This window comes from Staphylococcus condimenti, assembly GCF_001618885.1.
GTDB classification, from domain to species: domain Bacteria; phylum Bacillota; class Bacilli; order Staphylococcales; family Staphylococcaceae; genus Staphylococcus; species Staphylococcus condimenti.
Genome location: NZ_CP015114.1, coordinates 1,229,140 through 1,254,423 on the forward strand (window position 1 = coordinate 1,229,140; position 25,284 = coordinate 1,254,423).

Consider the following 25,284-nt stretch of genomic DNA (forward strand, 5'->3'; position numbering starts at 1 on the left):
AGCCCTCATCATTTCTGCGCTTATTATTTTATTAATAATTCTGAAAATTTTGTTTACTTTGCTTTTGAGGTTTGCTATAATAAATTTCAACTTCCTTAGTCAATAGATTAAGGAAGTTATCTCCTTTGTGTTGTTTACAATAAACAAACAAAATTTTCGCTCGAATGCACGTCCAGTACCTAGTCCTTACTGATTACGTGTATCAAATTCATTTCCCGTAAAAGACCAAGTAATGATTGTGTCTCCCCACATTCATTCACTTGGTCTTTCCATTTTCAAATTCTACTTTTAATCTGATCCGGTTGTTGAATTCAAATTTTTGACTCCACAAAAAAACGCAACACTCAACTTTAAGTTGAACATTGCGTTATAAAAACATCGATCTACCATGCAAATAATCCGACAAAAGCTGCTGTCAATAATGATACGAGAATACCTGACAATAACATCATCGGTACATATTTTGATACGAAATCTGACGTTTTTGCATTTACAATTCCTTTTAATGTTCCTACAATCATACCGATTGTTGAGAAGTTTGCGAATGATACAAGGAATGTCGAAATAACTGCACGTCTATGAGGATCATAAGATTTCACAACATCTGAAATTTGTCCCATTACAACGAATTCGTTTGTTACAATTTTCTTCGCCATTTGTTGTGCTACAATCCATGCTGTATCCCATGGCAAACCAAGTAATAAAGCGAACGGATACATGAATACACCTAAGATTTGGTTGAGTCCGAAGCTGCCTTTCACGTGAATCCAACCACCGATAATACCAGTGATAAGATTGATTAAACGATCTAATAAATCAGCTAAAGCAACGAAGCTGATTACAAATGCGATAATAATTAAAACTAATTTACCAGCATTAATTACTGAGTCGCCTAAGAATGAGAAGAATGGTTGGCGTTGAACTCCTTCTTCTTTAAGGTTATAAATAATATCCTCACGTTCTTCTACAGTGACTGGGTTTAAAATCGAAGTCACAATGATTGCATTAATAATGTTTAACGGAATCGCAGTCAATACTAATTCACCAGGAATCATAGTCACATATGCGCCGACAATTGCGCCTGAAACTGAACTCATAGACATCATTGCGATTGTCAAAACACGAACTTCATTCATTCTTTTTAACTGTTCACTTGAAACTGCTAAAGCTTCAGTGTTTCCTAAAAACATCATTTCAATACCAAAGAAAGATTCAAACTTAGGTTGGCGTGTAACTTTTGCGAGCAACCAGCCAATTGCCCCAATGAATTTAGGTAGAATATTTAAGTACATTAAAATATCAAATAGTGGTACTACAAGTAAAATTGGGAATAAGGCAGCCACAGCCATATCCATTTGTTTTTGATTTACAAAGCTTGCAAATGCAAAACTAGTTCCTGCATTGGCAGATTCAATTACCCAGGAAATACCATCTGCCATTTTTGATACAAACCAGTTCCCCCATGGGAAGAATACAAAGAACCATGCAAGAAATAAGTTAACAATAACTAATATCACGACTGACTTCCAGTGAATTTCTTTACGATTTCTTGAAAACAACACTGCAATTCCTAGGAATACTGCCAATCCGATAATATTAATCAGTAAGTACATAAGACACCCGCCTTTTTTATTTTTTCTGAATTATGTATGAATGACTTATTGCATAAAGATAAGGATACTGACGTCTTTCTCAACTTTATACAACACGCTTCACAATTCTGTTGTTTTTGAGTTTACAAATGTAATTTTTAAGTGCTTTTATAGTATATCATGTTGAAACGTCGCTTTGAATTACAATTTTAAAAAGTCAAACAAAAAACACTATTATAAGCAGTCATCAAATTATTGATTCTTTTTTTATTATGAACTACTTCATCTCTAATTCAGCGAGTTTCCGTAATCACTCATAAAAAAATCACTTCCGAATTCTGCTTATTCGGAAGTGATACTGATTTAATCTGTTAATTTTTGCGTCATCACAAACTCTTTATATTTCGTATGTGTTTCCATTAATTCTTTATGTTTACCCATACCTGTTACATATCCGTTATCTAAAAAGATAATTTGATCAGCTTTCATAATTGTAGAGAGACGGTGTGCAATAACCACAGTAGTACGATCTTCCATCAATGTCTCTAACGCTTCTTGAATTTTCTTCTCACTCTCGCTATCCAAGTTTGCTGTAGCTTCATCAAGTAATAAAATATCAGGGTTCTTCACAAAGCTGCGTGCAATATCAATACGCTGCCTTTGACCGCCAGATAATTTCAAGCCGCGTTCACCGACTAATGTATCGTAGCCTTCATCAAATTCCATAATGAAATCATGACAATTTGCTAACTTTGTATAATTTTCAAGTTCGGCATCCGTCACTTCGCGGTTAATACCATACAAAATGTTATCTCTGATGGTGCCGCTCATCATCGCATTCGATTGCATAACATAACCTATTTTGTTTCGCCAGTCAGATAAAGGAAGTTGATAGATTGAAACACCTGCATGTAAAATATCACCTTCTGTTACGTCATACATTCTTTCAATCAAATTAAATATCGTACTTTTACCTGATCCTGATGGTCCTACGAAAGCTGTTACTTTCCCTTTCGGAATTTCAAAATTCAAGTCATGCAAAACTTGTTTCGTATCATATCCAAAATCAACATGCTTAAAATCAAGGTTGCCATTTTCTAATTCTTGACCTGTAGGTGCTTTCACTTCTTCTAATGGTTCTTGCATAATTTCATATATTCGGCTGCTGGCACCTACTGCTTTTTTATAATCTGTCATTAAAGTCGATAAATTGACTAATGGCATCGATAATTGAATAACATAGAAAATCATTGCCACTAATGTACCTGCAGTAATAGCGCCAGATGAAATTCTGATTCCGCCGAACCCAAGAATGATGCCAATTGTCAGCAGCATAATCAATCCAGATATTGGTTGAATCACTGCTGAAATTTTAGCTTGTTTTAAACCTAGATTGTAAATTTCTTTTAAATTCAAATGTGCTTTATCTAATTCAACTTGTTCTGTATTTGCTACTTTAACTAAACGCATTTCTGTAAGCACGCGCCCTAACAAACCGCTGAAATTTGCAATTTCTGCTTGGGTACGAGTGGAAATACGCTGCATCACTCTGCCTAATGGAATCATAATGGCCACAAATAGCGGAATTGTAATAAACGTTAACAATGTCATTTGCCAATCCATTATAAATAACATAATCAATGATCCGATTAATGTAATGATGGACGGTAATACATTCGGCAATTTTTGTGAGACAAACTCATTAATCACTTTTGTATCGTCTGTCAGTCGACTCATGAGCTGTCCACTTTCGTTCACATCAAAAAAGCGCATGCGCAAACGAATAATATGCGCCCATACGACTGAACGAATTGCATAAATAACCTTTTCACCGATTTTACTTAGTAAATATAAACCGATTCCGCTTAACACTGCATTAAGCGCAAATACAGCAACAAATATGAGGATAAACTGCATATTGAATTGATCGCCCGTAAATTTATCCACCATTCTTCCGGTAAATAATGGGACAAGCAATCCACTGATACTTCCTAATGAAGAAATAGAAACTGCAACTATGATGAGACCAATTGGCCACTTTAATTTTTTCAGTAGAAATAATAAAGGGTTGTTTTTCGTTTTTGTTTGTTCCATTACACTTACCTCAATTAAATTTTAAAAATTTCTTTATTCTAAATTAAGAACTTGCATAACATTTACAGAACAAGCTATATAAGAGGTTGGTGACACTTCGGTTAGACAAACGCCAGACTGACTTTCCCCTATTGTCAGTTTCTGTGAAGGGTACATACCTTGTTTCCAACTTCTTTTGTGATAGAATAGTTCTGTTCATAAATTAATGTTGAAGGAATGAAAGTTACGTTATGAAAAAAATAATATTACTAACACTGCTGATATTCTTCGCAAGTACAATTATAACACCATTTTCGGAAGCGGACACCAATACCCCTTCTCCTGCTCAAGTAGCAAATGAATATGGATACGATATATCAGATGCCTTTAATCCAGAAGGTGCTGTAAATATAAGTCAAACAGGCCAAGTGCTTTATGATTATCACATGGATAAAAAATGGTATCCTGCATCTATGACAAAATTAATGACGATGTATCTTACGTTAGAAGCAGTTAAAGAACATAAATTGTCTCTTAATGATAAAGTCAAAATCACTGAAGACGACTATCGTATGTCTACATTACCAAAACTCAGCAATACGAAATTATATCCAGGCGAAACCTATACTATCAAAGAGCTATTACAAATAACAGTATCTGCGTCTAGTAATGCGGCAGCTTTGATATTAGCTAAAAAGGTATCTGGAAATACATCGGATTTCACTGACAAAATGAACAAAAAAGCTAAAGAACTCGGTATGACCAATACACATTATGTAAACCCGACTGGTGCAGAAAATAATTTATTACAAAGTTTTGCACCTAAGAAATATAAAAATGAAATGTCGAGCAGAGCATCTGCTAGAGACTATGCGATTTTATCTCAAAGAGTTATTCAAGATACGCCAAAAATTCTTTATTTCACCAAACAATTAGCTCCAACCCAACACGGAGTTACATATTATACATTTAACTGGTCGCTTGAAGGTGCTGAATTAGGTCTCAAAGGAACAGATGGATTAAAAACTGGATCGAGCGATATTGCAGACTATAACCATACTATTACGACAAAAAGAGATGGTTTCCGCATCGACCAGACAATTATGGGAGCAGGAGACTTTAAACATCTTGGTGGTGAGAAAGAACGTAATAAAATGGGCAACAGTATTATGAATAGATCTTTTGATCAATACAAATACGTCAAAATTCTTTCTAAAGGTGAACAAAAAATCAATGGTAAGAAATACTATGTAAAAAAAGACTTGTATGATGTTTTACCAAAAAATTATACTAAAAAAGATTATAAATTCGTAGTTGAAGACGGAAAAGTACACATCGATTACCCAAGACAATTTATTTCTAAAAAATATGGTCCTCCTTCTGTAGAAGTGAATAGACCACTTGCACACGAAGCAACGTCTTTTGCTAAAACATCATTTTCTGAACATCCAGTACTAACTGTCATTGGTTTTGGATTCATCGTTGCTGCACTTGCTATTATTATTTTCTTAATCATCGACTTTATTCGTCGAAAAAAATAATTGAAACTATAAAAAGAGCTCATGTTCGTACTTTTTAAAGGCTAATCTTTAAAAGGTACTGTGTATGAGCTCTTTTTTTATTTCATTGATAAATTACTTCGCATCTTTACCATATAATTCTTTCTTAATTTGAGTCGTAGAAATTCCTTCTGTACGTTTAAGGTAAATCACTTCGCACTTGTCTTTAAGGAAATCGAATTCACCTTCCCAGTCATGTCCCATGACAAAGGTATCTACATCATAACGTTCTACATCGCGTTCTTTTTGACCCCAATCTTCTTCTGGAATAACGAGATCTACATAGCGAATAGATTCTAACATCATTTTACGTTGTTCGTAATTGTAATATGATTTTTTATTTTTAATACGGTTAAATTCGTCAGAAGAAAGTGCAACAATTAAATAATCGCCCATTTCTCTTGCTCTTCTAAGTAATTCAATATGACCATAATGCAACAAGTCATATGTTCCATATGTGATAACACGTTTCATTAGTCTCTCTCCTCTTTTTTCTTTCACTGTTTAAAAAATACCATAATTTTATTTTAAATTCATTCTCAATATGAAAACATATAAAAAAATAAGCCATATTAAATGGCCTATTTTTATCTTTTCAAGGCTTTTTTCAATGCATTACGCCCTCTGAATACACCTATTTTCGGTACAAGTTGTAAATGGAATGCAACGTAATTCGGTCGTCCGATACCTACTTTATTAAGCGCTTCACGCCATTGTCGATAAAACGCTGGTGTCCAGCCTATAGCGCCGCCTTCCATTACTTTTACAATTCTAAAAAGTGCGTTCCCATCATAATGAGTTTTTTGCATACCTTCGATATATTGAATCACTACATCCAATAATTCTTGTGTAACTTTTGGTTTAGCAGTGATATATGCTTGCAACATATAACTTACAATTAATTCATCCATACGGTAGCTATAGTATTCTTGGACATTTGGCATTCTTAAATAGTCCATTACACGTTGACGCACTTTATACGCATCTCTCATATAAGGAAAGAATCGTTCAACACTTTGTGCAGTAATCGAATTTTCACGCATATTATAACCAGCAATAATATCTGGCAATAATTGAATATCTCTTGCTTGGTTAAATGCATGTGCCATGTAAGTATGCTCTTCACAAAAAACGATATCTTCTTCAAAGCGTAAATTTTTAAAACGTGAACTGAACATTTTATCTCGAGGTCCAATCGATTGTAAAATTGCAGGACATTGCGACAAATTCACAACTTCATCTTTTTTAATTTCTTCGTGTGTAGGGAACGTACGCCATTCGCCGTGATAATCACGTCCTGTTTGGCCTACAACAATTTCTACATCATCATTAGCTTCATAACGGCGGGCCATTAAATCTATACGACTTGGAAGAAACTCATCATCCGCATCTAAAAACATATAAACATCGCCTGTCATTTGAGATAATCCGACATTACGACTTGCCGCTGCGCCTTTATTCTCTTGATTAATAATTTTTATATGCTTATTTTCTTTTTTCAATTCTTCTAATGTTTGCAATGTATGGTCTGTTGACCCATCATTGATACAAATAATCTCATGATTATACTTTGTATCAATAGAACGTACTGCGCGTTTCACAACTTCTTCTGAATTATATACTGGAATAATTATAGAAATTTTCATTACTTTTTCACCAATTCTCTAATATAGTTTGATATTTCATTCAGTGTATCAGGTGTGCTGAAAGTATGCCATTCTTTAAATAAAGGAGGATAATATTCAGGTCCCTCTTGTAATTTATGCAACAAGTCTTCTTCATTATAAGCCTTATATGTTTCTGGAATTTCCCAATAAAAATGATTTAGTCCTCTTTCTGTTTCATATTCTGCTTGGTCATACACATAAAATAACACAGGTTTATTTAATAAACTTGCCTCAATAGCTAATGAACTATAATCTGTGATAATTACGTCTGCCATTAAAAACAAACGTTGTGTATCAATTTTAGAAGTTTCTCCTAATTTAAGCGCTGCAGGATGCAATTTATTTATTAAAGTATATTCTGGAAGCGCAGCTTCAAATTTCTCCTTATTAATCTCACGATTGGCTTGATAATGCTCGCGATATGTAGGTACGTAAACTGCCAACTTTCCTTCAATACCATATTCATTTTTCAAAGCAACCTTTTGTGCTTCTAAATCTTTAGAAAAATATTGCAGCATACGAGGCAAACCAAATTGCAGCATTTGATAAGGTTTAGCTCCAAATGCATTGGTAAAACAAATTTCCATCGGTTTACCGCCTACAAGATAACGGTCAGTCGCATTATACACTTTCATATATTGATCAACCATTTTTTTATTTGTTAAATCTACAGCATGATCTTTTAAACCGAAATATTTTAATGCGCCTGCTGCATGCCAAGTTTGTATAACTGTTTGGCCTTTCTTCTTATGAAAACCACCCATCAATAAATAGTAATTATCTACAAAAATAACCTTTGCAGTAGAAAGCACATGAATTTGTGCAAAGACCATTTTATTGCTATTATCAATGAAATCTACATTTTTTAAGTGTTTAATGCTTAACTTATCTAAAGGTTTACCTATAACAGTAATCTCATATCCTTCATCACTCAACCTTTTAATTATCGGCATGACATCTTCTTTAAATGTCATGAATACGACAATGTGGTTTGAATTTATTTTTCTTTTTTTATACGCACTATTTAAAACGCTGATAATCAGCAGATAAACCTTCTTTATGATTTGTCTCATTTAAGGATGCCCCTTTGTTATTCTTTTAAAAAAACTCCAAACACGTGAAAACATGCTTGGAGTTATCTTCTCTATCAATACTTACATAAAGTCTGCAAATTGGTCTCTGTAACGCATGTGTAAAACCGAGCCCACAAAGAACAAGAATAAGACGATGAATAAATTGTATAATGCGAGTTCCCAATGCTCGATGAAATACCACTTATGATATAACAATGCTGCACGGTATGCTTCTGCAATAAAATAAATTGGGTTTAACATTAAAATCTTTTGTACAATTGAACCCGGTTGTGCTACCCATAAGATAGGTGAAGCGTAAAAAAGCACACGCATTAATGCCTGCATCAACATTTGCGTATCACGGATTAATACCCCTAATGTTGAAGTCACAAGCGCTACTGCACATGTGAAAATATATGCAAAAGGTACATACAACAACAACTGAATAATATGAATAGTCGGGTAAATTCCTGAAGCTATACAGAATATAAAAATAATTAACAATAAAACAAGGTGTCCATATAATTTCGCTGTTACCGTATAAGTTGGAATTATCGATAACGGGAAATTCATTTTGGCAACTTGGTTATATTTTGAAACAATCGAACGCGTTCCATCTAAAATACCTTGGTTGATAAAGAACCACATACTGATACCGACAAGCATCCAATAAATGAATGGGATACCGTCTACAGGTGCATTCGTGCGGATACCAAATCCAAATACAAACCAATAAACTAAAATTTGAATGAGCGGGTTTATTAACTCCCATGCCATTCCAAGATAGTTATTATGATTGGCAATTTTCAATTCGAATTGAGCCAATCTATTAATTAAATAAAAACCTTTAATATGTTCTTTAAGAACAGTTATTAATGCTCCCATGTTTAAACCACGCTTTCAAACGATTTGCGCATTTCATTACAAGCCATATGTAATAATTTTCGTATGCCTAATATATACATCTTAATATTATACGTAATTATAGTATAGATTGAAACAATTTTCATTAGATTCCAGTTGAAAACATCTTACATGTTAAAATAATGACCTTTCTCATAATTAATGGTAAAATTTAGAACATTGATTAACATGCATGCGTTTTTCTCACTTTCACGTCATTATTATAATATAATATAGTTAATCACGTGTAGTGCAGCACTATTAAGCAACGTAAAATGAGGACGGTTTTTTTATGAAAGATATATCTGTAAAGATGGAAAATATAACAAAAGAATATCGTATTTATCGTAATAATAAAGAAAGAGTCAAAGATGCTCTCATTCCCAACCATAAAAATAAAACTTTTTACGCATTAAATGATGTTTCTATAACAGCTTATAAGGGCGATATTATTGGATTAGTAGGTATCAATGGTTCTGGGAAATCAACACTAAGCAATATCATCGGTGGCTCATTATCTAATACAAGCGGAGAAATTGAAAAACACGGCGAAGTCAGCGTCATTGCCATCAATGCTGGATTGAATGCGCAATTGACAGGTTTAGAAAATATTGAATTCAAAATGTTATGCATGGGATTCAAACCTAAAGAAATAAAAGAACTTACACCTAAAATTATTGAATTCAGTGAGTTAGGTGAATTTATTTATCAACCTGTTAAGAAATATTCTAGCGGTATGCGTGCAAAATTAGGTTTTTCAATAAACGTTACAATTGATCCGGATATCTTGGTAATCGATGAAGCATTATCGGTTGGCGATCAAACTTTCACACAGAAATCATTAGATAAAATCCATGAATTTAAAGAAGCAGATAAAACCATCTTCTTTGTCAGCCATAATATTGGGCAAGTGCGTGAATTCTGTACAAAAATTGCATGGATTGAAGGCGGAAGACTTAAAGAATTCGGTGATGTAGATGACATTCTGCCAAAATACGAACAGTTCCTAAAAGATTTTAGAAAAAAATCTAAAGCACAACAAAAAGAGTTTAAACAAGAATTAGACAAATCACGATTTGTAATGAAATAAATTTTTCTGTTCGTTTATATATTTTCAGAATATAAATGAGTTTGAATCACTCATAAGTTTGGGTAGATATAATCATAGTTAAAGTTATTAAATACGTTACTTACTTTTTTTCAATTTTTTAAGCAAAACCCTTTAAATTGATTGTTAAAAGTATTATTATTAAGAACAAGTGTATTAATAACAGGCATTGAAAATTCGCTCATTTTCGAGAATGTCCAGACATTCAGCAAATGACATTTTGTATAAGAGCTATCTAAAACAACAGCTTTCCACTGCTTAGTTTTTTTCAAGATGAAGAAAAGAAGTATTGGCGTGCACAGATAAACATAGAGCCTGTAATCCATTATGTCATATCATTTCTCAAGTAAGCAGGTGATTGATATAGCTAACAAGAATACTAAAAATAAAACTCAAGAATTTGCTAATCTCGTGCGTGCATATCGAAAAGCACATATTGGAAAAGGTCCAGAACAAATTAAAGTTTTCTTTAAAGATAACTGGGCAATTGCACATATGACAGGTAGTTTGAGTAAGGTCGAAAATTTTTACTTACGTAATACGGAAAGTAAAGAATTTGAACGAATGCTTAAATTTGGCCGTACAGAAGAAATTAAGCAGCTTTATAACCAACATCCTCCAACAGAAATGGAAGAATTGGTAGGCGCAAAATTTGTAAAATTATTTACAGATGTTAATCTAGAAGATGACGAGGTCATTTCAATTTTTGTATTTGACCGTTCAATCGAATAAATCAGGATTGGTGTAAGGTACTCGGTGCTGTTTACTAACCCGCTTTGAAACTCGTAATAACTTTCAAGGAGGTGATATATGTAAACAGGATCGAGTTTTTATTTTTCATATACAATTGAGTTGAAACTTATCATTGTAAAACCCATTCATTTCTATAAAAAATAAAATACTATGACAATTTACTCTCACCACAATTATTGGTAAATGGCATAGTAAGCCCAAAACAAATTCAATATAAAAGTGTTTACTCAGCCCATTCAAACACCTTTATATCTATTGAAATCAGCGTCGAATATCTATTACTTGCGACCTCCTTTCCGAATAATAATGTGATTGAAAAAGAAATTCCTAAGCGTAAGTGATAAATCTGATTCTCAAAAATAACCCTAACAACTCATAAAACCTGATAAGTTTCAATGTTGGCACAAAATAGAATTACAACATCTATATTGATTGATAGTTTTAAAAACACGTTAAAAATTTTAAAACGTACGTGTAGCATAATAAGGTGTTATTATCTCAGTATTCTGCTGAACTGAATTCCCACAATTCATCACCACCAGCAGAACCCCTCAACTCAAACTGAATATACAACACTATTATGCTGCTTGCCCACAAACCCTTAAATTAAACAGAGTCATAAATCAGCTCTGTCCTATAACTATCGATGACACGTGCAGAATTGTATATGGAAAAGAGATTATAACGTAATCTCATAAATCACACGACAGCTCAGATTGTAAATAGCCCTTCAATCTGAGCACATACCCTCAATAATAAAAAAGTAATAAAATGTCGAATGACCTGTGTACAATTAAGTTCCCTCAACTACTTAATTGATACACATTCACTATAAAACTATAACCCTTAAACAAAAAACGCGTTGCAGCTACCCTTTCTACTGCAACGCGTATTTTTTATATACTTTTTTATCTCATTCAATCATTTAAACTTTAGATTTTTGCGGATTCATTTTCGCCCAAATCGTTCGTACAAAAATAATAATTACTACTGCTAGTCCTACATATCCTACGAATGGATATATAATAGCAACCAGCTTTCCAAAAGGCAACGATCCGCCAAGCATAAATACAATACCCAATACTATCGTTACGATAACCCCAAATTTAGCTGGAAATATTCGCATGAATTCATTCTTTATCAACCAGTACATTGGTGCTGTTGTTGAATAAATCCCAAGTAAAATACAAATAGAAAATACAATAGCTACCCAAGGACTAATTGTATCCCCTAAATATAAAACGGGCACTTCTAATTTCAATACATGATTGTAATGTGCAAACATCGCAACGACCATAGCCAATACTGCCAACATCAAACCAGCGCCACCTAAAATTCCAGCGGCTGCTGCTTCTTTCTTACTTCCTGATTGTTGTCCTAATTGTGTAAAGAAAATCGTACCTGCCAAAATGTTGTAACAAAAGAATAAAATACTGGATTGCCACCAATGACCAGCCGGTTGTAAATCTTTAGCTGCTTGAGGCAATGTATCTAAAGATGGTAACGAACCGATATTTTTAAAGAATACAACCAAACAAATAGCAATTGTTAAAACTACAATCACCGGACCGACTGCACCAATAATATCTACTAATTTATTCAATCCGAAAATCACTGTTATCATAGTTATAATTCCCATCCCAAGCAAGCCAACTATTGCAGGAATACCAAAGTGTTCATGTGCAATTGCTCCAGTACCGGAAATCATAATAACCACAATACAGAATAAGAACAGCAACGTAAAATATTCAATCAATCGTCCGATAATTTTACCACAATATACCCTGAAAATATCCCCTGGATGTTCTAATTGCAATTCATAGCCTCTTGTCATCAGTGTTACACCTAAAGAGCAAAACAAAATTGCACTTAAAATGATACCTGCGATACCTGCTTTACCATATGAAGCGAAAAACTGCATCACTTCTTGCCCCGTAGCAAAACCAGATCCGATTAAGTATGCCATATAAGCTCCGCTTAACTTCAATACATTCTTCCAATCTATTTGTTGTTCCATTGTCTTAACCCCCTTACCATCCTTGTCCTGTAACTTGATAAGCTTCTAATTTTCCTTGTTCAAGTTCTTCAAATGTTTCTTCTAAGATAGTCAATGCTTGATTGAGTTCCTCATCAGTAATTACAAGTGGCGGTTGGAATCTTAAGACATTTCCTGCTACAGCAATAATCACAACACCACGTTCATAGCATCGATTACAAATCTTTAATGCAGCATCGTTATCACGTGTTTTAGACTGTTTATCTGTAACAATATCTACACCGATAGATAGACCTAAACCACGAACATTGCCAATAAATTCATATTGATTTTCCCATGCTTTCATACGTGATTTCGCATATTCACCTTTTCTTGCTGCTTCCTCCACTAAATTTTCTTCTTTCATCATTTCTAAAGTTGCAACAGCTGCTGCACAGCTTACTGGATTAGCCCCCATTGTAAATAAGTGAGCAGGCGCATCTAAACTACTCATGATTTCTTCTCTGCCAACTATGGCCGACATCGGCATACCGCCTGCTAATGATTTACCATAAGCAACTAAATCAGGTTCAAAATTAAAATGCTCAATAGAACTCCATTTGCCTGTACGTCCCATACCTTGCTGAATATCATCTACAGCTAAAAGAATGCCATGTTCGCGACACAATTTTTCTAAAGCTTCGAAATAACCAGGCACGGGTTCTAATAATCCGCCGTCTCCTTGTATTGTTTCTAACATGATACATGCAACTTCTTCAGGAGGCAGATATTTTTCAAACATTTCTTTTAAAGGTGCTAAGTACTCATCTACAGTATTTGGTTCTGTACTGTTAAACATCCCCCGATAACTGTCAGGAAAAGGAATGTGGTGAACACCTGGTAATAATGGCCCGATTTTTCTTCTCATATTTAAACTGATTGCTGATAAAGAAATTGATCCATACGTTGAACCATGATAAGCGTTCGTAAAACTAATTACGTTAGGTCTTCCGGTATAAGCGCGGGCAAATTTTATAATACCGTCACAAGCATCTGAACCTGTTAAACCGAATATAACGCGTTTTTCAAAATCTCCAGGTGATATACTACAGATTTTTTCAGCAAGTTCTGCTAAAGGTTCATGATACATATATGCAGGTGTGTAATGAATCATCTTTTCTGTTTGTGCTTGTATTGCTTTTACAACACGTTCTGGTGTGTGTCCAATATTTTGAGAACTTGCACTAGATAACAAATCAATATACTTTTTTCCATCGACGTCTGTTAAAACTGCTCCATGAGCGTGATCAATAATAAGCGGGTAGTACGGAATACGACCTGCTCTTGCAAAATATTTTTCATCACGTTCAAATATCTCCTGTGCTCTTGTCATAAAATCACATCCCCCTATAAATACACTTTCTTTAGTCCTTTTATCTTTCTATAAAAATAATGAATATATGTAATATACAGTTAATCAAGCGCTTTGTAAACAGATTATTCCAAATTTTCAGATATCTAAAATATCAAACAACACTTTTTGTAAATAATAATGTAAAAAGTATCGTAAAAAATAGGGGCTGGGACATTAATGTTCTAGAATCCCGAAAAAAGGACGATTTTCACAATTGAAAATGAAAATCGTCCTTTTTTATATAATTTAAAGAAAAAATCAGCTCGTAGAGCTGTTAATTTCTTTAAGTTTGTTGCCATACAAGCAATACTAACTTCGGTTTCAACTTTTTCAATGCCCCTTACAGACATTCGAGTGAAACCCAAATTAGCCTTCAAATTACCGAAAAATGTTTCAACATCAGTTTTTCTTTTGCTGTAAATTGATGATGTTTTCGGATCTGAAAGCTTTTCTCTAGTGAACTGCTTATAAAATTCCCAAACCATATTTCGACGAATTGTTTTTAATGTATCCGGTTTGGCTTTTGGATTCATACATTCTTGTCTAAGCGGACAATCTATGCAGTCATAACATTTATATTCTTTGAATTGTCTCTGATATCCATATTTATCAGTACTGTATCTGTATCCAGAGAAGAATAGAATTTTATTGTTCGGGCATATATACCTGTCATCTTTTTCGTCGTAATTCCAATTTAATGAATTGAATGGGTTGTTTTTATATTTTCTTTTTTGTTCTTTTAAAAACATGCCGTACGGCATTACAGGAGTTCTGTTAAATATATCTATAACTATTCCATAATTGCTTTCGCTGCCATACCCTGCATCACATACTATATACTCAGGAATGTCACTATTAACTTCTTGAATCCTGTTTAAAAAATTTTCTAAAGTTCTTGTATCCGTCGGATTTTGATATACACCTACTGCCAAAGCAAATTGATTATTTGTACCTACTTGAATATTGTATGCTGGTTTTAATTGACCGTTTCTCATATGATCATCTTTCATTCGCATAAAGGTGGCATCATTATCAGTTTTGGAATAACTATTTCTTGTACCTAAAATCTTCTTTTGTTCCTCGTACTTTTCTTTTTTCTCTTTACATTCTGTAATTACTTTCTTATGCTTTTTTAATTCAGTGCGTTCTGATCTCAATATTTTTCTTTGTTCAGTATCATTGCTGGATTCAATATCATCAGTCAGTTCTTCAACCTTCTTATTCAAACAATCTTCGATTGCTTCTAATTCATGAGATTGTATTTCCTTTGAAGACTCTTCTTTTATATTCGGTATGATTTCCTTTTGTAATAATTCTTCATACGCAGCTTCCGACTTTTCCAAGTTGGCTTTGCTGTAGCGTTCAGTATTCGCTCTCCAAACCAACGAATACTTATTGGCATCAGCTTCGATTTTAGTACCATCTATATAAACGGCTTCTTCATCAATATATTGATTTTCGACTAAAAAAGTTCTGAAAACTACAAAACAATCTTTTATTAACTTATTTGTTCTGGAGTCAGAACGAAAACGGTTGATTGTTCGATAAGAAGGTTGCTGTTCTTGTGCCAACCACATAAACCTAATACTGTCTTTTAATGCAAATTCTATTTTCCGTCCGGAAAATATCGAATTACTATAAGCATACAATATTATTTTAAGCATCATGCGTGGATTGTGAGAAGGGGCGCCTCTGTGATTTTTATAGTTGTCGAAAGCTGTTTCAGGGATTTTTTCGACGATTTCATTAACTATGCTGGCAGTATCACTTTCGGAAAACGTAAATTCTGTTGTCAGTGGCAGAGAGATTTGAGACATGTTATAATTTTTATACATAAAGGTCCTCCTATGATTTGGGTTTGTGGTTATTCTCTAATTATAAGCGAGGCCTTTATTTTTTGAAATAATATGTATATTTTATATAAAAAAGCCGGTGAAAACTTTAAAAGTTTTCACCGGCTTGTATTTGAGACTGGAATTATGTCCCAGCCCCTATTTCAAACTTTATTTATTGCACTTTATTCAATACATCAACTTCTTGTTTCAACTGTTTTACAAAATCTTCGACATTAACACTATGTTCTTCAGATTCTCCACGTTTACGAACAGCTACTGTGCCATTCTCCACTTCGTTATCTCCGACTACAAGAGTGTAAGGTATTTTTTTCAAATGCGCTTGACGAATTTTATAGCCCATTTTTTCATCTGACAAATCAAGTTCCACTCTGAAGCCTTCTTTTTTCAATCGGCGTTTTAAATCTTTTACTGCATCCAAATGTAAATCTGCATTTACTGGAACAACTTCCATTTGTACAGGTGCAAGCCATAACGGCAAATTGCCGCCAAAGTGTTCAAGTAATATTCCGATAAATCGATCGCTTGATCCATAAATCGCACGGTGGATTACAACAGGACGCTCTTTTTCACCTGCTTGATTAATAAATGTTAAATCGAATTTTTCAGGCATTTGGAAATCCAGTTGTACAGTACCGCATTGATGGCTGCGTCCTAACGCATCCTTAATATGAATGTCGATTTTCGGACCATAGAAAGCACTATCTTTTTCATTCACAGTATATTTAAATCCATGTTGATTTAATACATTCTCAAGAGATTGCTCTGCGAAATCCCATAATTCAATTTCGCCCATAAAGTCATCTGGACGAGTAGATAGCTCAATACTGTAATCAAAACCAAAGACACTATAAACTTTATGAATCAATCCTAAAACATCTAAAATTTCTGATTCAATTTGATCACGTCGTACAAAGATATGTGCATCATCTTGGTTGAAAGTACGTACACGGAATAAACCATTTAATGAACCGCTTAATTCATGACGATGTACTTGGCCGAATTCAGCCATGCGAATTGGCAAATCACGATAAGAATGCAAATGATTTTTATAAATTAACATGTGACCAGGACAGTTCATAGGTTTTAAAGCATAAGTTTGTTCATCTACTTCTGTGAAGTACATATTATCTTGATAATGATCCCAGTGACCGCTGTTTTTCCATAAAGTTTCATCCATAATAAACGGAGTATAAACTTCTTCATAATCTGCTTCAAACTGCAATTGTCTCAACATATTTTGTAATTCTAAACGAATCACTTGTCCATTATGCGCATAAAACGGCATACCTGGTGCATATTCTGAGAATGAGAAAATGTCTAATTCTTTACCTAAGCGACGATGGTTTACTTGTTCATACTTTTCAATAAAAGCTTGGTGTTCTTCTAATGCTTCACCATCAGCAAATGCAAAACCAGCAATACGTTGCAATGATTCATTATTTACATCGCGCAACCAATTAGTTGCTGAAATAGATTGCAATTTATAATTCTTAACTTTAGATAAATTAGTAACAAGTGGTTGATTAATCACTGCTTTATAATCTCCATGCACAGCTACTTTCACAGGTTCTTCACCTTGTTCAATGTGATACTGCATAAATGGATTATCTTTAAATAAATCTAATGCATCTAATTTTGAATACTCATATATTTCAATAGGGTGATTGGCACTGATTGCTTTATTAATTGTTTTTGCGACTTCTTTTAAATCAGCGGCCTTCAATGTGTTTTCAGCTTTAAAATCACAATAGAATTGTTCTTTATTCACACCAAAATCTGCAACTTCAACTTTGTGCTTCACAGCTGCTTCCCCTACTAAAAAACTTAAAGTATAACGAATCGCTGCTAAGCCCTCTTCATCTTCATAAGTAAAGAATTCAACTTGGCAATCTTTCTCGATTTGATGATTCAAATCGTGTAATTCACCATCTACAGATGCTACAGCTGCTTTTTTGGCAAAAGAACTGCCGATTTGTTGTGCAACTTGGTAAAGTGTTGTGCTTTGTTCCACCTCCAATTTGCGTTGATCTGGTAAAGTTACGATGACTTGATTTCCCATACATATTGCCTCCTTAAATTCCTGATTAAAATAAAAAAACTGCACCTATCCCTTTAGATATAAAGGGACGAGTGCAGTTTCTGCTCGTGGTACCACCCAGATTCAAAACAAATAAAACAACAACATAAGCAATTACAACTTCTTCAGCTATGCTGCAGCAACATTTATTTCCTCATTGGAATGACGTAACATGTCATTAAACGGTATATTTTCATATACTTCTCTAAAGTAGTAAAATACACTTTCAATTAATGCAGAAGCTCACAGCCGATGACTTCTACTCTCTGTCTTTTTGTGCATTTATTGTCTTTATCACCGAATCAATTTTTAAATTGTTTATAGTATATCGTAATAATTACGATTTATCAATCTATTTTTTGATGTTCATATTTTTGTAAAACTTAATAACGCTTTCATTCTTTACGCAATACTTTTTCCATCGTCTTACCCTTAGCAAGTTCATCCACTAATTTATCTAAATAACGAATTTCTTGCATTAACGGTGCTTCAATCTCTTCAACGCGAACACCGCATATCACACCTTTGATTAATTTACGGTTAGGATTCATTTTTGGCGCTTGAGCAAAAAATGTTTCAAATGAGATATTATTATTTAAAACTGTTTCAAGACCAGATTCATCATAACCCGTCAACCAACTAATCACTTCATTCAATTCTTTTTGCGAACGTCCTTTTTTCTCAACTTTCGTTACATAATGCGGATAAACACTGGCAAAAGCCATATCGTAGATTTTATGCCTCATTTTTTTCACCCTCCTTTTATTTTTAATTAACTCATACGAAACTCTAATTCTCATAAAAAAACTGCTTAGACTCGTCTTCAGACCATTCAAAGCAGTAGATTTTATTCTTTATTTTTTTAATCTTGTTCGAAAGACCTTGGATACAAATCGAGGTAAGCGCTGCATACGTGCCATTCGTTTCCAATCTGTAATCAAACGATAAAACCATTCTAAGTTTAATTTACGGAAGATAAGCGGCGCTCTTTTTTTTGTACCACTATATACTTCAATAGAACCGCCGACGCCCATCATCAAAGTATGTTGAAAACGATGACGGTGCCGTTTAATCCATTCTTCTTGTTTGGGATAACCCATGCCTACAAAAATATAATCTGGATTAAAGTTGCATACTTGACGTGCTACACTTTCATCTCTAGTATCGATATAACCATGATGTGAGGCAAATTCAATATGAGGATATTTCTGTTGAAGATGTTTTACTGCTTCAGCCACTACATGCGTTGAAGCACCTAATAAAAATACTTTTTGTCGATGGCGCTCTGCTATCACTAAACAGGCAGCCATAAATTCAATACCAGGCACACGTTCCTTCAATGGTGTACCTAAAATTCGGCCTGCTTGTATAATCCCTGTTCCATCAGGAATGATAAAGTCCGCTTCTCCAATTAAATCATAATAATTTTCATCTTCGAGTGCATAATCGACAATCTCAGGATTTGCGGTAACCACAAACATATTATCTGTCGTATCAGCTTCTATAAAGTTTGTTACATGATGTTTCATCTCATCCATCGTTACATTATCAAATTGAACAGACAAGATATCTACTTTTTCGCGCTTTGCTGTTCGTTGATTTTCCATAATAAAGTCTCCTAACTTGCGCATCCGGTTGAATCAACCTATCATTTACATCATTATACACTACTAACCTGATAGATTGCATTTCTTTCAAGAAGTGTTAATCTGAATTTAATACACTATTGATCAAAGAGGTTTTTAATTATGACAACTGAAAAAGAAAAAATGCTGAGCGGACAACTTTATGATTCAAGAGATCCTCAACTTGTAAAAGAACGTCATAAAGCGCGTCATGCGACAAAAGCAATCAACAATGCATTTTCAATCAAAGAGCGCCATTTTCTATTAAGACAAAGCATCGGTCATTGCGGTGATAATGTATTTATCGAACCTGATATTCATTTTGACTACGGTTATAACATCTCACTCGGCAATCATTTTTACGCCAATTTCAATCCAGTTATGTTAGACGTTGCCCCAATTACAATCGGTAACCATGTTCTCCTTGGTCCGAATGTTCAACTCATTACAGCAACACATCCGTTGAATCCCGCTGAACGTGCTTCTGGATTAGAACTTGCTTTTCCTATTACGATTGGTGATCATGTTTGGATTGGTGCAGGTGCAATTGTACTGCCTGGTGTGACAATTGGAGATAATGTTGTAGTAGGTGCGGGCAGTGTTGTAACAAAAGACATTCCCGACAATCAAGTTGTAGCCGGTAACCCAGCGCGTTTTATTCGTGAAGTCCCGTTAGATTAGAATAGGTCTCAAGACGCAAGCAAAGGCGTCTTGTTTTCATTTATAATGGATAGTATTACAAAGATTCAGAGGTATCTGCTATGCAACTATTCAAAGAAATTATCAGCACACCGATGACACTGCACCTTTATCTGGTTGTCATCATTGCTATTATCTATATGACAGTGCATCATTATCGTAATCGTCCGGGACTTGCAGTTACAGATATTATTTTAAATTATATCCCTGTTCTGACACACGAGTTCGGCCATATTGTTTTTAATAAAATCAGCGGAGGCCGCACTGAAGATTTAGTCATCGTAACATCACCAAGAGAACGCTTTGCAACTTCGCAACAAGGTTTTGCTATCACACGTGCATCTCGTCGTTCTACAATGATTATCACCACATTAGGTGGCTATGTTATGCCGCCATTAATGCTTGCACTCGGAATTTTCAGTGCGTATTTTCACTATCCGTCGCTTTTTGTTTTAAGTTATCTTCTCATCTTCATCTACTTTGTTTGTATTACTTCACGCAAAGGTATACCGATTTTAATCGCTATTTTTCTTGGGTTGATGATTTATTTACTAATACAAAACAATCAGCCTGAAATGATTGTAATGATACTGTCCATCGTTTATCACTTTATTTTAGGTGTATTATTCGGAGAACTCTTGCAGTCAACTTGGACGATGCTGCGTTTGACTTTCACCAAATACCCTATTGAATGGGATGGTACAGCTTTACGCAATTTAACACACCTTCCAGTCGTTGTCTTTACAACGCTTTGGATTGCTTTCAACTTTTATGTCGTATATGCTATCGTAAAATACTTACTCTTCCAAGGTTAGGAGATAAACCATGATACAATTGAAAATCGCTGAAAAAGAAGATTTACCAGTTTTCACTAAAGTCTATAATCAAGCCATTCTTATGCGCAATGTCACAGCAGATATCGAGGAAGTGTCAAATGAAGAAATGGCACACATTTTTAATAACCACGATACTTCTCGTCCGTTGTACACTATTTTAAATGAACAAGGGCAAGCTATCGGTTATGCAAGTTTAAACCATTTTTATGGACGCCCTGCTTATGATGAAACTGCAGAACTTAGTATTTATTTAGATGAACAAACACGCGGTCAAGGTTACGGCACAAAAGTAATGCAGCTTTTAGAAAAAGAAGCTGCATCACTCAATATTCACTATCTTACCGGTTATGTATTTGCTCAAAATGTTCCATGCAATAAACTCTTTGAAAAACAAGGCTATACACTTTGGGGCAATTTACCGCAAATTGCACACATTGATGAAAAACGTCTGGATTTATGTATATGGGGCAAACATATTTGATTTAAAAAAGCGTTTCGCGAGTTTTGTTACCTGCGAAGTGCTTTTTTCTATTTTTACAAAGTAAAATTTAACTTTTATAGCTTTCTATATCATAGCAAATAAATTTTCAGTTCTAATTTCTTGTTAACACATATACTTGTATATTGAAAAAGACGCAACTTCTCAAAAAAGGTTGCGTCTTTATTTCTAAAAGTTATGCTTTTAATTTTTCACCAAAAATATGTGCTGCATTTTCATAACTGAGAATAATCAATGGATCATCCTCTTTTCGAATTGCAATGACTTGATTCGTATCATCTTGTGATTCTACAACGATTTCATCACCGATTGAAATGGACTTGCTAGATAAATAAATCAATAATTTTGTACGATCTCGCACCCTGCGAATCGTAACATGATCGCCTTCTTCGAAGTTTTTCAATGAATCGTTATAAATTTCTTCGAATTTTCCATTGCGCGGAATGACCCCGCCATGCGGACAAGTCGTAGGGTAATTCAAAAGTGAATCCAAGCGTTCAACAAACAAATCCGAAACGCGATGTTCTAACACCTCTGCCTCTTGATGGACTTCTTCCCAGTTATATTTCAAAATCTCTATTAAAAAAAGTTCTAATAAACGATGGCGTTTAATAATTTCCAACGTATGATTAAAACCTTCTTCTGATAACTTCACACCTTTATAAGGTTTCGTAATGACATAGCCTGCTTTTTCCAAGCGATTAACCATTTCACTCACGGATGGTGGTTTGATATTCAAATATTGAGAGAGTTTTTTATTTGTAACGAATGAAGTAGCGCCGCCATTATTCAAAATCGCTTTCAGATAATCTTCCTTTTCTTCCGTTAACATCCTGTCACCGATCCTTCCATCCAGATTCACTTTATTGTATCACGAAAATACTTGACACGCTAAATTTCATGTCTTATGATGAAATAAATTAGGTTAACCTAAAAATTTAGTTAGGAGGTGTATTATAATTTTAGAAGTCAAAAACCTTAACTTATATCTAGGGAATAAACATATCCTGCAAGATATTAATCTGCAATTGCCTATTCAAGGAGAATTGATCGGCATAATGGGTCCGAACGGAGCGGGTAAATCTTCTTTAATCAAGACACTGATTGGTGAATTCAAATCAGAAGGCATCAAGAGATTAAATGGGAAACCTGTTGCTTCCCAATTAAAGAAAATTACATACATACCGCAAAAAACACAATTAGATTTAGATTTCCCTATCAGTGTTGAATCTGTCGTACTTTCTGGAGCATTCAAAGAAATAGGATGGTTCAAACGTCCAACACGACACATAAAGAAGCGTCTTGACGATTTGCTTGAAGATATGGAATTAGTCTCTTTGCGTAAACGCCAAATTTCAGAACTAAGCGGCGGTCAATTACAACGTGTACTTGTAGCACGTGCATTGATGACAGAGAGTACGCTTTATTTGCTCGATGAACCTTTTGTCGGCATCGATTTTACCAGTGAGCAATTGATAATGGACAAACTTCAACGTTTAAAAGCACAAGGCAAATTAATTTTGATTGTGCATCATGATTTATCAAAAGCTGCTGAATATTTTGATCGTATTATGCTATTGAATCGGACCATACGTTATTTCGGCCCAAGTCAAGAAGCGATGACAACAGAACGCTTAAATGAAACCTATATGAATCAAAGTACGGAGAATACTATGTTTGAACATAGTGAGAAAGAGAGAATTAAAAATGCTTGATTTTTTACAACACATATTTGATTACCAATTTTTAAGCCGTGCACTTATCATTTCTATCTTTGTAGGAATTGTCTGCGGAACGGTTGGCAGTCTGATTGTTTTAAGAGGATTGTCTCTAATGGGTGATGCGATGAGCCATGCTGTATTACCCGGTGTAGCATTATCATTTCTGTTCAAGATTCCGATGTTTGTCGGTGCGCTTGTTACAGGAATGCTTGCAAGTTTATTTATCGGATTTATTTCTGATAAAAGCAAAACGAAACAAGATGCAGCTATCGGAATTAGTTTTACAGCATTTTTAGCAGTCGGAGTTATTATTATCAGCCTGATTAATAGTACAACAGACCTTTATCATATTCTTTTTGGTAATTTGCTAGCGATTACCAAAACTGCATATTGGTCGACGATTATTGTCAGCATAATTGTGCTCCTGCTTATCATCATTTTCTACCGCCCGTTGATGATTTCTACATTTGATCCAACATTTAGTAGAATGAGCGGTTTAAATACTACATTTATACATTATTTTGTGATGTTGCTGCTTTCATTAGTTACTGTAGCCAGCATCCAAACCGTTGGTATCATCTTAGTCGTTGCATTATTGATTACACCAGCTTCAGCAGCCTTCTTGATTACAAAAAAACTTTGGTCAATGATGATCGTTGCGAGTGTTATTAGTGTTATCAGTGCAATTGTCGGAATGTATTTCAGTTATATTTATAACATTCCAAGCGGTGCAACGATTGTATTGTGTGCATTCGCGATTTATATAGGTACATTTATCTATTCGAAAATATCTCAACAAATTAGAAAAGGAGTTCCATCATGAAAAAGTTAGTACCTTTGTTAATTGCAGTATTACTATTCTTAGCTGCTTGCGGAGGAGGAGGTCATTCACAACCATCTTCTTCTGATCATAAATTGAAAATCGTCACTACCAACTCTATTCTGTATGATATGACCAAAAATATAACTGGTAATCATGCTGAAATACATAGCATTGTCCCAGTCGGTCAAGATCCGCATGAATACGAAGTAAAGCCCAAAGATATTAAAGCATTAACAGATGCAGATATCATCTTATATAATGGCCTGAACCTTGAAACAGGCAATGGATGGTTTGATAAAGCTTTAGAACAAGCTGGCAAAAACACAAAAGATAAAAGTGTCGTACGCGTTTCTAAAGATGTGAAACCTATTTATTTGAACGGTGCTGAAGGTGACGCATCTAAACAAGATCCGCATGCATGGTTAAGTTTGGAAAACGGCTTGAAATATGTGAAAACAATCCAACAAGCTGTTATCAAGCATGACAAAGCACATCAAGATGATTACCAAAAACGAGGTGATGACTATCTCAGCAAACTTGAAAAATTGAATAAAGACAGTCACGATAAATTCGATGACATTCCTAAAGACCAACGCGCCATGATAACAAGTGAAGGTGCATTTAAATATTTCTCTAAACAATATGGCATTACACCCGGCTATATTTGGGAAATCAACACAGAAAAACAAGGTACACCAAAACAAATGAAACAAGCAATTCAATTTGTGAAATCACACCACTTAAAAAATCTATTAGTCGAAACAAGTGTAGATCACAAAAGTATGCAAAGTTTAAGTGAAGAAACAGGTGTACCGATTTCTGGAGAAGTTTATACAGATTCTATTGGCAAAAAAGGCAGTAAGGGCGATTCCTATTACAAAATGATGGAATCTAATATTGAAACTGTCCATAACAGTATGAAATAACACATTATCCTTGAGATGACGGTTTACCTCCTAATTCCAATACCGTCATCTTCCATAAATAATCTATCCTAAACATAAATAATAAGCTGTGGTCACAATCCTCCC

At 34.4% G+C, this 25,284-nt stretch carries 22 protein-coding genes; 9 read left to right on the top strand and 13 right to left on the bottom strand.

What is annotated here, in order from left to right; all coding sequences use genetic code 11:
• Window positions 1-383: 383 nt before the first annotated feature.
• Window positions 384-1,613 carry a NupC/NupG family nucleoside CNT transporter gene (locus A4G25_RS06210; RefSeq protein WP_047130889.1) on the bottom strand — a complete coding sequence of 410 codons (1,230 nt, stop codon included), beginning with the start codon at window positions 1,611-1,613 and terminating at the stop codon, window positions 384-386.
• Between the two features lie 342 nt (window positions 1,614-1,955).
• Window positions 1,956-3,686, bottom strand: coding sequence for an ABC transporter ATP-binding protein (locus A4G25_RS06215; RefSeq protein ID WP_047130890.1), 1,731 nt, complete (start codon window positions 3,684-3,686; stop codon window positions 1,956-1,958).
• 230 nt (window positions 3,687-3,916) lie between these two features.
• Between A4G25_RS06215 and pbp4 the strand changes: the two genes are divergently transcribed.
• A complete protein-coding gene (gene pbp4, locus A4G25_RS06220; protein WP_047130891.1) occupies window positions 3,917-5,206 on the top strand; it encodes a penicillin-binding protein PBP4 in 1,290 nt (429 codons plus the stop codon).
• 93 nt (window positions 5,207-5,299) lie between these two features.
• Here pbp4 and tagD read toward each other — a convergent pair whose 3' ends face one another.
• The 4 genes from tagD to A4G25_RS06240 all read right to left on the bottom strand — a co-directional run bounded on the left by tagD (window position 5,300) and on the right by A4G25_RS06240 (window position 8,849).
• A complete protein-coding gene (gene tagD / locus A4G25_RS06225; RefSeq protein ID WP_047130892.1) occupies window positions 5,300-5,698 on the bottom strand; it encodes a glycerol-3-phosphate cytidylyltransferase in 399 nt (132 codons plus the stop codon).
• 113 nt (window positions 5,699-5,811) lie between these two features.
• Window positions 5,812-6,870, bottom strand: a complete 1,059-nt coding sequence (locus A4G25_RS06230; protein ID WP_047130893.1) for a glycosyltransferase family 2 protein — start codon at window positions 6,868-6,870, stop codon at window positions 5,812-5,814.
• Window positions 6,870-7,964 (bottom strand): teichoic acid glycerol-phosphate primase TarB, encoded by a 1,095-nt coding sequence (gene tarB, locus A4G25_RS06235; protein ID WP_047130894.1) that lies wholly within the window; start codon window positions 7,962-7,964, stop codon window positions 6,870-6,872. The genes A4G25_RS06230 and tarB overlap by 1 nt, the downstream gene beginning before the upstream one ends.
• 81 nt (window positions 7,965-8,045) lie before the next feature.
• Window positions 8,046-8,849 (bottom strand): ABC transporter permease, encoded by an 804-nt coding sequence (locus A4G25_RS06240; protein ID WP_047130895.1) that lies wholly within the window; start codon window positions 8,847-8,849, stop codon window positions 8,046-8,048.
• 310 nt (window positions 8,850-9,159) lie between these two features.
• On the opposite strand from A4G25_RS06240, the gene tagH reads away from it, so the two are divergent.
• Both tagH and A4G25_RS06250 read left to right on the top strand, forming a co-directional pair.
• Window positions 9,160-9,957 carry a teichoic acids export ABC transporter ATP-binding subunit TagH gene (gene tagH, locus A4G25_RS06245; protein WP_047130896.1) on the top strand — a complete coding sequence of 266 codons (798 nt, stop codon included), beginning with the start codon at window positions 9,160-9,162 and terminating at the stop codon, window positions 9,955-9,957.
• Window positions 9,958-10,302: 345 nt separating this feature from the next.
• Window positions 10,303-10,707, top strand: coding sequence for a Na-translocating system protein MpsC family protein (locus tag A4G25_RS06250; RefSeq protein ID WP_012664313.1), 405 nt, complete (start codon window positions 10,303-10,305; stop codon window positions 10,705-10,707).
• A 946-nt stretch (window positions 10,708-11,653) separates the two neighbouring features.
• Here A4G25_RS06250 and A4G25_RS06255 read toward each other — a convergent pair.
• The 6 genes from A4G25_RS06255 to tarA form a co-directional block, all read right to left on the bottom strand.
• On the bottom strand, window positions 11,654-12,745 hold the full coding sequence (locus A4G25_RS06255) for a YkvI family membrane protein (protein ID WP_047130897.1): 1,092 nt from the start codon (window positions 12,743-12,745) through the stop codon (window positions 11,654-11,656).
• Between the two features lie 13 nt (window positions 12,746-12,758).
• On the bottom strand, window positions 12,759-14,096 hold the full coding sequence (locus tag A4G25_RS06260) for an aspartate aminotransferase family protein (RefSeq protein WP_047130898.1): 1,338 nt from the start codon (window positions 14,094-14,096) through the stop codon (window positions 12,759-12,761).
• Window positions 14,097-14,299: 203 nt separating this feature from the next.
• A complete protein-coding gene (locus A4G25_RS06265; protein WP_063164627.1) occupies window positions 14,300-15,952 on the bottom strand; it encodes an IS1182 family transposase in 1,653 nt (550 codons plus the stop codon).
• 172 nt (window positions 15,953-16,124) lie between these two features.
• The gene (gene thrS / locus A4G25_RS06270; protein WP_047131343.1) at window positions 16,125-18,032 is read right to left on the bottom strand and encodes a threonine--tRNA ligase; all 1,908 of its coding nucleotides are present in this window, start codon (window positions 18,030-18,032) and stop codon (window positions 16,125-16,127) included.
• Between the two features lie 413 nt (window positions 18,033-18,445).
• Window positions 18,446-18,796 (bottom strand): DUF2200 domain-containing protein, encoded by a 351-nt coding sequence (locus A4G25_RS06275; protein ID WP_047131344.1) that lies wholly within the window; start codon window positions 18,794-18,796, stop codon window positions 18,446-18,448.
• Window positions 18,797-18,904: 108 nt separating this feature from the next.
• Window positions 18,905-19,657 (bottom strand): N-acetylglucosaminyldiphosphoundecaprenol N-acetyl-beta-D-mannosaminyltransferase TarA, encoded by a 753-nt coding sequence (gene tarA / locus A4G25_RS06280; RefSeq protein ID WP_047131345.1) that lies wholly within the window; start codon window positions 19,655-19,657, stop codon window positions 18,905-18,907.
• A gap of 141 nt (window positions 19,658-19,798) precedes the next feature.
• Here tarA and A4G25_RS06285 point away from each other — a divergent pair, with 141 nt between their 5' ends.
• The 3 genes from A4G25_RS06285 to A4G25_RS06295 all read left to right on the top strand — a co-directional run bounded on the left by A4G25_RS06285 (window position 19,799) and on the right by A4G25_RS06295 (window position 21,691).
• Window positions 19,799-20,356, top strand: coding sequence for a sugar O-acetyltransferase (locus tag A4G25_RS06285; protein ID WP_047131346.1), 558 nt, complete (start codon window positions 19,799-19,801; stop codon window positions 20,354-20,356).
• Between the two features lie 80 nt (window positions 20,357-20,436).
• Entirely contained in the window at window positions 20,437-21,189 is a 753-nt protein-coding gene (locus A4G25_RS06290; protein ID WP_047131347.1) for a M50 family metallopeptidase, read from the top strand.
• Window positions 21,190-21,199: 10 nt separating this feature from the next.
• A complete protein-coding gene (locus A4G25_RS06295) occupies window positions 21,200-21,691 on the top strand; it encodes a GNAT family N-acetyltransferase (RefSeq protein WP_047131348.1) in 492 nt (163 codons plus the stop codon).
• Between the two features lie 193 nt (window positions 21,692-21,884).
• Here the strand turns inward: A4G25_RS06295 and A4G25_RS06300 are convergent, their stop codons facing one another.
• A complete protein-coding gene (locus tag A4G25_RS06300; RefSeq protein ID WP_047131349.1) occupies window positions 21,885-22,541 on the bottom strand; it encodes a metal-dependent transcriptional regulator in 657 nt (218 codons plus the stop codon).
• A 127-nt stretch (window positions 22,542-22,668) separates the two neighbouring features.
• Here A4G25_RS06300 and A4G25_RS06305 point away from each other — a divergent pair, with 127 nt between their 5' ends.
• Genes A4G25_RS06305 through mntC form a run of 3 tightly spaced genes read left to right on the top strand, consistent with a single transcriptional unit; the run spans window position 22,669 to window position 25,179 of the window.
• A complete protein-coding gene (locus tag A4G25_RS06305) occupies window positions 22,669-23,424 on the top strand; it encodes a metal ABC transporter ATP-binding protein (RefSeq protein ID WP_047131350.1) in 756 nt (251 codons plus the stop codon).
• Window positions 23,417-24,253 carry a metal ABC transporter permease gene (locus A4G25_RS06310; RefSeq protein ID WP_047131351.1) on the top strand — a complete coding sequence of 279 codons (837 nt, stop codon included), beginning with the start codon at window positions 23,417-23,419 and terminating at the stop codon, window positions 24,251-24,253. The genes A4G25_RS06305 and A4G25_RS06310 overlap by 8 nt, the downstream gene beginning before the upstream one ends.
• Window positions 24,250-25,179: a manganese ABC transporter substrate-binding lipoprotein MntC gene (mntC, locus tag A4G25_RS06315; RefSeq protein ID WP_047131352.1), complete on the top strand. Its 930-nt coding sequence runs from the start codon at window positions 24,250-24,252 to the stop codon at window positions 25,177-25,179. Before A4G25_RS06310 ends, mntC begins: the two co-directional genes overlap by 4 nt.
• Window positions 25,180-25,284 lie beyond the last annotated feature (105 nt).

Bases quoted from the DNA above. Each gene is read 5' to 3' on its own strand.
- A4G25_RS06210 (WP_047130889.1), bottom strand. From the start codon at position 1,613: ATGTACTTACTGATTAATATTATCGGATTGGCAGTATTCCTAGGAATT.
- A4G25_RS06215 (WP_047130890.1), bottom strand. From the start codon at position 3,686: ATGGAACAAACAAAAACGAAAAACAACCCTTTATTATTTCTACTGAAA.
- pbp4 (WP_047130891.1), top strand. From the start codon at position 3,917: ATGAAAAAAATAATATTACTAACACTGCTGATATTCTTCGCAAGTACA.
- tagD (WP_047130892.1), bottom strand. From the start codon at position 5,698: ATGAAACGTGTTATCACATATGGAACATATGACTTGTTGCATTATGGT.
- A4G25_RS06230 (WP_047130893.1), bottom strand. From the start codon at position 6,870: ATGAAAATTTCTATAATTATTCCAGTATATAATTCAGAAGAAGTTGTG.
- tarB (WP_047130894.1), bottom strand. From the start codon at position 7,964: ATGAGACAAATCATAAAGAAGGTTTATCTGCTGATTATCAGCGTTTTA.
- A4G25_RS06240 (WP_047130895.1), bottom strand. From the start codon at position 8,849: ATGGGAGCATTAATAACTGTTCTTAAAGAACATATTAAAGGTTTTTAT.
- tagH (WP_047130896.1), top strand. From the start codon at position 9,160: ATGAAAGATATATCTGTAAAGATGGAAAATATAACAAAAGAATATCGT.
- A4G25_RS06250 (WP_012664313.1), top strand. From the start codon at position 10,303: ATGTCATATCATTTCTCAAGTAAGCAGGTGATTGATATAGCTAACAAG.
- A4G25_RS06255 (WP_047130897.1), bottom strand. From the start codon at position 12,745: ATGGAACAACAAATAGATTGGAAGAATGTATTGAAGTTAAGCGGAGCT.
- A4G25_RS06260 (WP_047130898.1), bottom strand. From the start codon at position 14,096: ATGACAAGAGCACAGGAGATATTTGAACGTGATGAAAAATATTTTGCA.
- A4G25_RS06265 (WP_063164627.1), bottom strand. From the start codon at position 15,952: ATGTATAAAAATTATAACATGTCTCAAATCTCTCTGCCACTGACAACA.
- thrS (WP_047131343.1), bottom strand. From the start codon at position 18,032: ATGGGAAATCAAGTCATCGTAACTTTACCAGATCAACGCAAATTGGAG.
- A4G25_RS06275 (WP_047131344.1), bottom strand. From the start codon at position 18,796: ATGAGGCATAAAATCTACGATATGGCTTTTGCCAGTGTTTATCCGCAT.
- tarA (WP_047131345.1), bottom strand. From the start codon at position 19,657: ATGGAAAATCAACGAACAGCAAAGCGCGAAAAAGTAGATATCTTGTCT.
- A4G25_RS06285 (WP_047131346.1), top strand. From the start codon at position 19,799: ATGACAACTGAAAAAGAAAAAATGCTGAGCGGACAACTTTATGATTCA.
- A4G25_RS06290 (WP_047131347.1), top strand. From the start codon at position 20,437: ATGCAACTATTCAAAGAAATTATCAGCACACCGATGACACTGCACCTT.
- A4G25_RS06295 (WP_047131348.1), top strand. From the start codon at position 21,200: ATGATACAATTGAAAATCGCTGAAAAAGAAGATTTACCAGTTTTCACT.
- A4G25_RS06300 (WP_047131349.1), bottom strand. From the start codon at position 22,541: ATGTTAACGGAAGAAAAGGAAGATTATCTGAAAGCGATTTTGAATAAT.
- A4G25_RS06310 (WP_047131351.1), top strand. From the start codon at position 23,417: ATGCTTGATTTTTTACAACACATATTTGATTACCAATTTTTAAGCCGT.
- mntC (WP_047131352.1), top strand. From the start codon at position 24,250: ATGAAAAAGTTAGTACCTTTGTTAATTGCAGTATTACTATTCTTAGCT.